This is a genomic window from Actinomycetota bacterium (assembly GCA_030774015.1).
Classification (GTDB): domain Bacteria; phylum Actinomycetota; class UBA4738; order UBA4738; family JACQTL01; genus JALYLZ01.
Window position 1 is genome coordinate 1 of the sequence record JALYLZ010000066.1, and the last position, 9,237, is coordinate 9,237.

Below are 9,237 nucleotides of genomic sequence, written 5' to 3' on the forward strand. Positions count from 1 at the left end.
ACCCTTGTGGACGTCGGGCCTCCGAGACCGGCCCTGAGGGAAGCCGTCTCATCTCAGTCCTCAAGGGACAAGCACTGCAAGCTTTCCCTCGGGGCGATCTCGTGGGAGGAGGTTAAGCCATCAGCACCCAGGCCGACGGCATCGTGTCCCTGCTCGAGCAGGGCGACCTGGAGATCCTGGGGCTGCTTCCCCGGGCCTCCAACTACACGTTCCTGGTCCGCGTGCGCGCCGGGTCGGACGAGACCCTGGCCGTGTACAAGCCCCAGGCCGGCGAGATCCCCCTGTGGGACTTCCCGGACGGGACGCTGCACCGGCGGGAGGTCGCGGCGTACGAGGTGGCCCGGGCCCTGGGGTGGCCGGACGTCCCCACCACGGTCCTTCGGGACGGCCCGCATGGGATCGGGTCCGTCCAGCGGTTCGTGGAGTTCGACCCAGCCCAGCACTACTTCACGCTGCGCGAGTCGCGGGCGGACGACTTCCGCCGCGTGGCGGTGTTCGACGTGGTGGTGAACAACGCCGATCGCAAGGCCGGCCACTGCCTGCTGGCCGGCGACGGCCGGATCTACCTGGTGGACCACGGCGTGTGCTTCAGCGAGGAGCCGAAGCTCCGCACGGTGATCTGGGAGTTCGCCGGCGAACCGATTCCCGACGCCCTGTGTGGTGATCTCCGCCGCCTGTCGGGGGACCTGCGGTCGGGAACACTGCGGGAACGGCTGTCCGGGCTGCTCGACGACCAGGAGCTGAAGGCCGTGCGGATCCGGGTGGACCGGCTGGTCTCGACGGGACGGTTTCCCCAGCCCGGGCCCGGCCGCCCGTATCCGTGGCCGCCGGTCTGAGCGGCGCCGGCGCCCGGGAGGCCCCCGCCATCTCACGCCACCGCCTCCGCAGGCGTTCAAGGTAGCGATGGGACTTCCGCCGTTCTCGGCCTTCCTGGAGGAGTACCGCGTCCCGGTGTTCCGGTTCCTGGTGGCCTCGGTGGGGCCGCAGCACGCCGAGGACTGCTTCCAGGAGACGTTCCTCTCGGCGCTGCGGGCCTATCCGAGGCTGCCGGCGGACTCGAACCTGCGGGGATGGATCCTGACCATCGCCACCCGCAAGGCCATCGACCACGGCCGGGGGGCGAGGCGCGGCCCGATCCCCGTGGCCGAGCTCCCGGAGCAGCCGGGTCCGACGGCTCCAGACGGGGACCCGGAGCTGTGGCGGGCGGTGGGGGGCCTGCCCCCGATGCAGCGGGCGGCCGTGGTCCACCGCTACGTCCTGGACCTGCCCTACGCGGAGGTGGCCGCGGCCATCGGATGCTCCGAGGAAGCGGCCCGGGCCAATGCCCGCGAGGGGCGCAAGAAGCTCCGGGCGCTACTGGAAAGCGAGGAACGATGAGGGAACTGGACGAACTTCGAACGGCCGACCTGGACGAGGCGGCGACCCGGGCGGCCCGGGCGTTCGCCGCGCGAGCGGCCGAGGCGGGCCTGGCGGACGTGGCCTACGCGCTGGTGGACTCGCCGTTCGGGCCCCTGCTGGTGGCGACCACGAAGCGGGGCCTGGTGCGGCTGGCCTATCCGCACGAGGACGTGGACGAGGCCCTCGAGGAGCTGGCCCGGGCGGTCTCGCCGCGGGTCCTGGAGGCCCCGGGGCAGGTGGACGAGGTCCGCCGGGAGCTGGACCAGTACTTCGAGGGCGAGCGGCACCGGTTCGAGGTCCCGGTGGACCTCCGGCTGACCCGCGGCTTCACCCAGAAGGTGCTTCGGGTCACCTCGCGGATCCCGTTCGGGTCGCTCCTCACCTACCGGGACGTGGCCACGCGGGCGGGGTCGCCGATAGCGTACCGCGCGGCCGGGAACGCGTTGGGGTCGAACCCCATCCCGATCGTGGTCCCCTGCCACCGCGTGGTGCACGCGGGCGGCGGCCTGGGCGGGTACACCGGCGGGATCGAGCGCAAGCAGTTCCTGCTCCGGCTGGAAGGGGCGCTGCGGTGAGCACGCTCGACCCGGCGGAGGCCAGGCGGAGGTTCACCGAGGGCCGAGTGGCCCGCATGGGCACCGTGGGGGCGGACGGCCGCCCCCACGTGGTCCCGGTCGTGTTCGCGGTGGACGGCGACGCCGTCTTCTCGCTGGTGGACGCCAAGCCGAAGCGTTCGCCCAACCTGAAGCGACTGGCCAACATCGCCGCCAACCCCCGGGTCAGCCTCCTGGTGGACCGCTACGAGGAGGACTGGCGAGCCCTGTGGTGGGTCCGCGTCGACGGCACCGCCTCCGTCGAGGAGGGCCCGGACCGCGACCGGGCCATCGAGCTGCTCGGGGCGAAATACGACCAGTACCGGGAGTGGAACACGCCGTTCGGGCCCGCCGTCGTGGTTCGGGTCGACCGCTGGAGCTCCTGGTCCTTCTCGCCGTGAGGCCTTGCCATCGACCGTGAGGCCTTGCCATCGACCGACGAAACACCGTATACAGACACCGTGGAGCGAACGGCGCATCTGCGCAGGAACGGGAGGAAACGGACGGTCGGGCGGGCCGTGCTGGTACTGGCGCTGGCCCTGCCCCAGCTCGCGCTGGCCTTCGCCCCGGCGGCACGGGCTGACGCCCCGGTCACCGTCCTCAAGCTGACGGTCACCGGGAACGTCAAGGGACTCCCCTACGCGATCAGCATCCAGGTGGAGCGGGGCGCCCTCCATTCGCTCAGCGTGACCCTGACCCGGGGCACCAAGGTCCAGGAGATCCACCGGTTCGAGTTCTCGGCCACCGACGTCGACTTCGGGATCGCGGCGAGCCTGTCCGGAGCCCACCTCGACACGAAGAAGGCCATGGGGCGGTTCGGCCACATAGACGTGCAGGTGAAGGCGGACGGAGCCCCGTCCTCCGGCCCCCTCACGTGCGGCGACGGCACCCAGTTCGGGTCCCACAGCGTCCGCCGGGGAACGGTGACAGGCCCCGTCACGCTGAAGGCGGACACGCACGGTGCGCACTACTTCGGCGTGGTCTCGAACCGCGGCCACAGCCCCAAGCTGACGCCGCGCCTGGACGGGTCGATGAGCAAGCTCGTCGTCACCAAGGACTGCCCGGGATCGCCCGTCTCGCCGTGCCAGCCCGGCCTGACCCTGGCCGCCACCCCGGCCCCGGTCCTGGACGTGGCGCTGGTGCCGAGCTCGGACACCTCCGGCGACACCCTCACCTTCACGTACCTGGAGGACCCGTCCACCAAGCCGGCCACGGTCACCCACAGCGTGCAGATCGCCGTGCCCCCCGGACGGCACCCGTTCTCCGCGGATTTCAAGACCGACGGGACGACCGCCCAGGTCAAGGCCAGCGCCAAGCCCTACGCGACGGGAAGCGGCTCCTTCACCGGGCCCGCGGCGACCGCGGGGACCGTGGGCGCGTGCACCACGAACACGTCCGACGGGCAGTTCCAGGGGAAGGACCTCAAGCTGCACTTCGACTCGGTGACGGCGGGCCACAAGAACCTGGCCTTCACCGCCTCCGTCCCCGCCACGCTGGTCCAGACGCAGATCACGGGGTAGCCGAGCCGGCCCCGTCCTCCTCCGGGAACAGGGCGATCGACGCCGTGAACCCGTGCAGGAAGTTCTTCCCGCCGACCGGCCCCAGCTCGCCGGCGCAGAAGAACCCCGCCACGGGGACGTCGCCCAGCGTCTTGGCCAGCAGCGCGGCGTCGTGGTCGGGCTCGGCGAACAGCCGCGACCCCCGGCCGTTGCACGTGAACAGCAGCGCGCCGGCGGTCCGGCGGCCCCGGAGCCCGGCCAGCTCCCGGTCCAGCGCCTCCCGGAGGTCCTCGTCCGCCGAGTCGGCGTCGCGGACGTGGAACTGGACCGTCTGGCCCACCTCGACCTCGTCGCCCACGGCCATCGCTCCCGACTCCGGCTCCACGCCGATCACGCCGCGGATGAGGAAGTCGCCGCGGTGCAGCTCCGCGCGGTACTCGTCGATCACCTTGCCGATGTGCAGGCCCCGGCTCACCAGCTCCCGGTCGTGCTCCGGCAGGGTGACGGCCAGCTCCTGAAGGCGCTCCAGGGGCGGCCGGCCCCCCAGCTCCACGATCAGGTGGTCCTGCGCCGCGGTGATCGTGAACGGGCTCCCGATGGGCCGGCAGCCCTGCGACACCAGCGGGTGGACCTCCGCCCCGGCCAGCCAGGCCCCCACCGCCCCGGACGAGCGCACGGTGCCGTCCAGGAACAGTCGGCTCTGGCCCGCCGGCAGCCCGCCGCTGGCCATCCCGCCCATGACCAGCGCGCCCGGCGCGTTCTGGTTCAGGTGCTGGAGCAGGCCGTCGGCCGGGAACGTGAAGGGGTCGCACAGCAGGAGGTGCATCCCAGCCGAGCCGGTTCCGTGGTCGAAGTGCCACCCGGAGAAGACCCCGGCCGCCGACGTGCGGACGAACTCCATGGAGAAGGTCTCGACGGGGCCGGCGTCGGCGGCCAGCCACAGCGAGACCGCGGGCTCGCCCTCGATCTCCCGCGACCCGCCCACTACCGACTCGGCGACGCACCCGATCAGCGGCACCGGCCCCAGCTCGTCGCGGACCGCTTCCAGGAGCGCTTCGGCGGTCCCCAGGAAGTGCGGCGAGGCGAACAGGACGGCCAGGGAAGGCGCGGAGCCACCCAACTGCTCCCGGGCCTCCGTCGCCGCCCGGGCGCCCGCCGACCGCGGATCGAGCTCCAGGACGAGCGCCGCGCCGGCTTTCATCTCGGGCCCAGCCTACCCGGGGCGTTCCCGCTCCGAACGCACCGCCCGGGCCACGGACTCCCGAGCTTCCGGCGGCAACAGGGCCGCGACGTCCTCGCCGCGCCGGACCAGCTCGCGGACCATCCGTGAGGACACCCCGGCGATGCCGGGCGGGACGTCGATGAGGCGCACCCGGTCTCGCCACCGCCGGTTCTCCAGACGGTCCATGACGTCGCGGACGGGGACGGCTCCCTCTGTCCTTTCCCGCTCGGCGTGGAGCACCCCGGCCCGCGAGAACAGCCGGTCCAGGGCCGCCTCCCGGTCCTCGTACCAGCGGGGATCGAACAGCTGGAGGACCTTGTCCGACCCCACCACCAGCCACAGCTCGGCGCCGGGGAAGCGCTCGGCGGCCGCCTCGGCCTGGTCGGCCAGCAGCCCGTGCGAGGCCAGGCCGACGAAGCGACGCTCGGCGGGCCGGCAGTAGCGACGGAGCACCTCGAGCCGCTCCGCCACCGGCAGCAGGGGTGGGGCGGCCCCGCCCTCCTTGGGCAGGGTGTCCACGGCGTACACGAGCACCACCGCGTCGACGAGCTCCGCGGCGCGCTCGGCCAGGGCCGCGTGGGCGACCGTGAGCGGATCGAACGACCCCGAGAGCAGCGCCGCGCTGCGGACCGGCCCCGGGTCGGGCGCCACCAGCAGCCTCGGCTGGGCGGACCGGCGAAGCTCCTCGATCTCGTTGTCGAATGCCATGGAACCGCCCGCGTATTCTCGTCGCAGTGGACGACTCGCGGGCACTGGTCGAGGAGCTGGCCGCCGACCGGACGCTCGGTGCCGCCGAGACGGCTCGGGCCGCCGCCGGCCTCCTGGCCGAGCTGCCCCGCGATGAGCTGGCCGACGCCGTGGAGGCCCTGCTGCGCGGCCACCCCAGCATGGCGCCGCTGTGGCGGATGGCCGACGCGATGCTTCGAAGCCGCGGCCATGCCACCGGGACCGCGGCGGAGAAGTTCCTGGCGACCCTGGGCGACGACGGCCGGGCCGCTTCTGCCGCAGCGGCGGTCCTGCCCGACACGGTGCTGACGATCTCCGTGTCCTCCACGGTGGCCGAGGCCATCCGGATCCGTCGGCCGGGGCACGTCCTGTGCATGGCGTCGCACCCCGGCGGCGAGGGCCTGGCCATGGCCGGGAGGGTCAGCGCGTGGACCGAGACCACCGTCGTGGACGACGACGAGGCCATTCGCTCGCTTCCGGCCGAGGTCGAGGCCGTGGTGGTCGGCGCCGACGCCGTCACGCCGGGCGTGCTGATCAACAAGGTCCGAACCCGCGACCTGGCCCAGGCCGCCCGGTCGCGCGGCGTCCCCTGCTACGCGGTCGCCGGCAGCGCCAAGTTCATCTCGGTCGCGCTGCCCGTCGTGCCCCCGTTCGAGGCCACGCCCCTCGAGCTGTTCTCCGGTATCGCCGCCGCCGACGGCATCATCACCCCGGACCAGGCCGCGCGGCGGGCGTCGCGCGTACGGCTTCACCCCGCGCTGGCCATGCTGGCCGAGCGACTGTGAGGGCTCCCGCGGCTACCGGCGGCGGATCGATGGTTCAGGTCGCCAGGGCATTGATGGACAGACCGGGGAGGTCGTAGCCCTCGGCCGTCCGAAATCCCTCCGTGGCCCGCTCCGTGGCCTCCCGGACCGCGGCCCGCTCCTCATCGGAGAAGGACCGCAAGAGGATGGCGACCGCGCCGGCGAACTCCCGAACGAAGCTCCAGTAGTCCTCGAAGTCCGAGAACCGCAGGTGGAACTCCATCTCCTCGATCCGCACGTCGTCGAACCCGGCGCGGAGGAGAAGCTCGCGCAGGTCGCCGGGATCGGCCAGCGAGAACACGCCGCCCGCCGCCTTGGGGTCGATCGGGGGGATGAGCCCGAGACCGACGATCGACATCGCGACGCTCGACGCCCAGGGGTTCTGTGCAGGTCCACCCATGACGGCGAGGGCGAGCCTCCCTCCCGGCCGGAGCACGCGGCGGCTCTCGGCCAGTGCCGCCGCCGGGTCGGGCATCAGCATGTACGCCCATCGACAGAGGATCCCGTCGACGCTGCCGGACGCCAGGTCGATGTGTTCCGCATCGACCACACGGAATTCGGCATTCTCGACCCCCAGCTCCTCGGCCCGTCGCTTCGCCACTTCGACCATACCGGGCGGGAGGTCGGTGGAGATTAGCCGCCCGCTGTCCCCGATCAGTCGCGCGGCTGCGAACCCCGTTTCACCCGTCCCGGCGCCAAGCTCGAGGATGGTTTGGCCAGGCTGCGGGTCGAGTCGGGCGACCATCCAATCCGTTATCCCTTGGGAGAACTCGCGCAGATACTCGCGGCGGCGCTCCCAGCCAGGGGCTATCGCCTCCCATTCGACGAGCGCCGCGCGACGAACTTGGTCGAGTCTGTGATCGTTCGATGATGCTTCGGTGTCCACGACGAACCTCTTCCTGTCGTTTTGACGAGCAACGCTATCGGAGGCGACGGCGGACCGCCCCGCATCACCCGAAGCACGACAGCCCCCAGAGCCCCCTGTGAAGAGCCACCTGATGCTAGACCATTTGCGCTTTACGAAGAGCAACTCGTTTGGACCGCCGGCTCCGGCTCCTGGCCGCGCAAACCGCCAGTACGCCGTTTCAAGACCGTCGCCTTCGTCCGCTCGCCACCCTCCCGCAGAGCGAGTGTAATCATGGACGTGTGCAGTTCGGGGTGAGGCCGCGAGCCCTCCCTGACCCTATGCGTAGCTCGATTCCTGGGTCGAGGAACCAATGGCTGGGCACCGCCGCCCAGGGTCTCCCTCGGTCCCGATCGCCGACCTGCCTGATATCGGGCCGAAGTCGACCGGTCGCTCGCAGATCTCATTCGCCGAGGAATCGGGTTTCAGGGCGCAGCACCTTCAGCCGATAACTCTAGGGATGGCTCGACGCTCGCTCTTGATCCTGATGCTGGTCGCGATCTGCGCGTCGGTACTCGCGTTCGCCGGACCCGCCTCCGCCACAACCGACTACCGGCCGGACGCGTGGATCAAGCTCTGCGGCCTCAGTACGGGCTGCACCATCAATCCACTCCCGCACCCGTGGCGCGGGAACGACGTCTACAACACGACCGCCAGTGGGCAGGCACTCGACATCAGGATGGAAGAGGGGGAGGGCGTTCGCTACTGGATCACGCTCCAGAACGACGGGGCGCTCGGCGACAAGATCGTGGTGCAGGGGTGCAAAGGGAACAACCACTTCGAGGTCAACCGCGTCGTCCTGGGTCTCGTCAAACGACCCGATGCCGGCGCGACCAAGGTCACGAACCGGTTCTTGGAGGGGACGTTGAAGTTCGCCTTTCCCCCCTCGAGTGAGAACAAGAAGGTCGTCTTCACCCTCAACATCATCGCTAAGACGAAAAAGCAGGGCGTTAGCTACCGATGCCCCATCACGATCCACTCGGCCGCCGACCCCTCGATCAAGGACACCGTCTCCGCGACGATGACCACGATCTGATCTCGGGCTGACCCGGGCGGGCATCGCTGGAAGAGACCAACAAGCACTCGAGGGTGTCATGAGCGTACGCTCGTGACACCTTCGTCGTTCCTGGGAACCGGCGAACGCCACCGCGAAGCGCTAGATCGACGCCATAGATGCGGACAAGTCGTCGACGCAGACCTAAAGAGTCTTTCCGAACAGAATCTTGAGGGTCAGGCCGGGTCGTTTTGAGAACACACTTTGGTGAGTGAGTGGGGTGTTCTCAGAAGTCGCTGACCACAGGGAATCGGACCCCTGGAGTGGAGCTCCCACAGGTTAAGAGGGGTACCTCCCACAGCGGGTCAAGAGTGCCTCCACACACCCTCCGCGAGCTGGCGCGCGTACTCCTCGGCGTCGTAGCTCCCCAGCGAGGCGGCGATGAGCCCGTCCTCGTCGATCGTCCACGACTCGAAACCGTCCACCCGAACCGCGTTGCCGGTGCCACCCGGGCCTGTATTCGTGCCCGTGAAGGTCCAGTGATACTCGATCCGATCCCCGTCCACGACGAGATCGCGGAAGAAGACCTGCATGTCGGGGAGGCCTCGTAGAAGCTCGCGGCGACCGTGGTGAGGGCGTCACGGCCCACCGCGGGCGTACCGCCGTTGATCGCGAGGGAGCCGTCCGGCGCATAGTGTGCAGCCACCGAGGCGGGATCCATGCTGCACCAGGCAGCGGTGTAGCGCTCGGCGAAAGCGCGAAGCTGCTCGGGATCTGGGGCCACCGAGCCATCCTCCTGTGGTTGGTCCGCACACCGTATGCCTTCGCAACGCGTCCCACCCGAACCTGATCCTTCGCGGAGCAACATGGGCCGCCGTCGACCGCATGAACCCGTCCGTTCCTTGCTTGGCATCGATGAGCTAGGTTCAGCGCCATGCCAGACCAGCGAGGATCGACGGAGTCACCCGGCTCTCCGAACCTGGCCCGAGCGGCGGCGCGTGAGCCTCAGCGCCGGCAGCTGGCGGCGGTCATGTTCGCTGACATCGTCGGCTACACCGCCTTGATGCAGGAAGACGAGCAGCTCGGCATCGAGACCCG

General features: G+C 70.6%; 11 protein-coding genes. 7 read left to right on the plus strand and 4 right to left on the minus strand.

All coding sequences use genetic code 11. The features are described from left to right. The first annotated feature begins 140 nt into the window (after positions 1-140). The 5 genes from M3Q23_06680 (at position 141) to M3Q23_06700 (ending at position 3,511) form a co-directional block, all read left to right on the plus strand. Positions 141-836 carry an SCO1664 family protein gene (locus M3Q23_06680; GenBank protein ID MDP9341779.1) on the plus strand — a complete coding sequence of 232 codons (696 nt, stop codon included), beginning with the start codon at positions 141-143 and terminating at the stop codon, positions 834-836. Between the two features lie 67 nt (positions 837-903). Further along, positions 904-1,377: an RNA polymerase sigma factor gene (locus tag M3Q23_06685; GenBank protein MDP9341780.1), complete on the plus strand. Its 474-nt coding sequence runs from the start codon at positions 904-906 to the stop codon at positions 1,375-1,377. Next, positions 1,374-1,973 (plus strand): methylated-DNA--[protein]-cysteine S-methyltransferase, encoded by a 600-nt coding sequence (locus M3Q23_06690; protein ID MDP9341781.1) that lies wholly within the window; start codon positions 1,374-1,376, stop codon positions 1,971-1,973. Before M3Q23_06685 ends, M3Q23_06690 begins: the two co-directional genes overlap by 4 nt. Next, entirely contained in the window at positions 1,970-2,392 is a 423-nt protein-coding gene (locus tag M3Q23_06695) for a TIGR03668 family PPOX class F420-dependent oxidoreductase (protein MDP9341782.1), read from the plus strand. Before M3Q23_06690 ends, M3Q23_06695 begins: the two co-directional genes overlap by 4 nt. Positions 2,393-2,452: 60 nt before the next feature. After that, positions 2,453-3,511, plus strand: a complete 1,059-nt coding sequence (locus M3Q23_06700) for a hypothetical protein (protein MDP9341783.1) — start codon at positions 2,453-2,455, stop codon at positions 3,509-3,511. Here the strand turns inward: M3Q23_06700 and M3Q23_06705 are convergent. Further along, entirely contained in the window at positions 3,501-4,691 is a 1,191-nt protein-coding gene (locus M3Q23_06705; protein ID MDP9341784.1) for an FIST C-terminal domain-containing protein, read from the minus strand. The genes M3Q23_06700 and M3Q23_06705 overlap by 11 nt on opposite strands. Before the next feature lie 12 nt (positions 4,692-4,703). Beyond that, positions 4,704-5,420, minus strand: a complete 717-nt coding sequence (locus M3Q23_06710) for an adenylyltransferase/cytidyltransferase family protein (protein ID MDP9341785.1) — start codon at positions 5,418-5,420, stop codon at positions 4,704-4,706. Positions 5,421-5,446: 26 nt separating this feature from the next. On the opposite strand from M3Q23_06710, the gene M3Q23_06715 reads away from it, so the two are divergent. Continuing rightward, positions 5,447-6,223, plus strand: a complete 777-nt coding sequence (locus M3Q23_06715) for a hypothetical protein (GenBank protein ID MDP9341786.1) — start codon at positions 5,447-5,449, stop codon at positions 6,221-6,223. A gap of 34 nt (positions 6,224-6,257) precedes the next feature. Here the strand turns inward: M3Q23_06715 and M3Q23_06720 are convergent, their stop codons facing one another. Next, positions 6,258-7,271 (minus strand): methyltransferase domain-containing protein, encoded by a 1,014-nt coding sequence (locus M3Q23_06720; GenBank protein ID MDP9341787.1) that lies wholly within the window; start codon positions 7,269-7,271, stop codon positions 6,258-6,260. 361 nt (positions 7,272-7,632) lie between these two features. Between M3Q23_06720 and M3Q23_06725 the strand changes: the two genes are divergently transcribed. Beyond that, positions 7,633-8,181 carry a hypothetical protein gene (locus tag M3Q23_06725; protein ID MDP9341788.1) on the plus strand — a complete coding sequence of 183 codons (549 nt, stop codon included), beginning with the start codon at positions 7,633-7,635 and terminating at the stop codon, positions 8,179-8,181. 323 nt (positions 8,182-8,504) lie between these two features. Here M3Q23_06725 and M3Q23_06730 read toward each other — a convergent pair whose 3' ends face one another. Next, positions 8,505-8,732, minus strand: coding sequence for a nuclear transport factor 2 family protein (locus M3Q23_06730; protein ID MDP9341789.1), 228 nt, complete (start codon positions 8,730-8,732; stop codon positions 8,505-8,507). Between the last annotated feature and the right edge of the window lie 505 nt (positions 8,733-9,237).

Bases quoted from the DNA above. Each gene is read 5' to 3' on its own strand.
- M3Q23_06685 (MDP9341780.1), top strand. From the start codon at position 904: ATGGGACTTCCGCCGTTCTCGGCCTTCCTGGAGGAGTACCGCGTCCCG.
- M3Q23_06690 (MDP9341781.1), top strand. From the start codon at position 1,374: ATGAGGGAACTGGACGAACTTCGAACGGCCGACCTGGACGAGGCGGCG.
- M3Q23_06705 (MDP9341784.1), bottom strand. From the start codon at position 4,691: ATGAAAGCCGGCGCGGCGCTCGTCCTGGAGCTCGATCCGCGGTCGGCG.
- M3Q23_06710 (MDP9341785.1), bottom strand. From the start codon at position 5,420: ATGGCATTCGACAACGAGATCGAGGAGCTTCGCCGGTCCGCCCAGCCG.
- M3Q23_06725 (MDP9341788.1), top strand. From the start codon at position 7,633: ATGCTGGTCGCGATCTGCGCGTCGGTACTCGCGTTCGCCGGACCCGCC.
- M3Q23_06730 (MDP9341789.1), bottom strand. From the start codon at position 8,732: ATGCAGGTCTTCTTCCGCGATCTCGTCGTGGACGGGGATCGGATCGAG.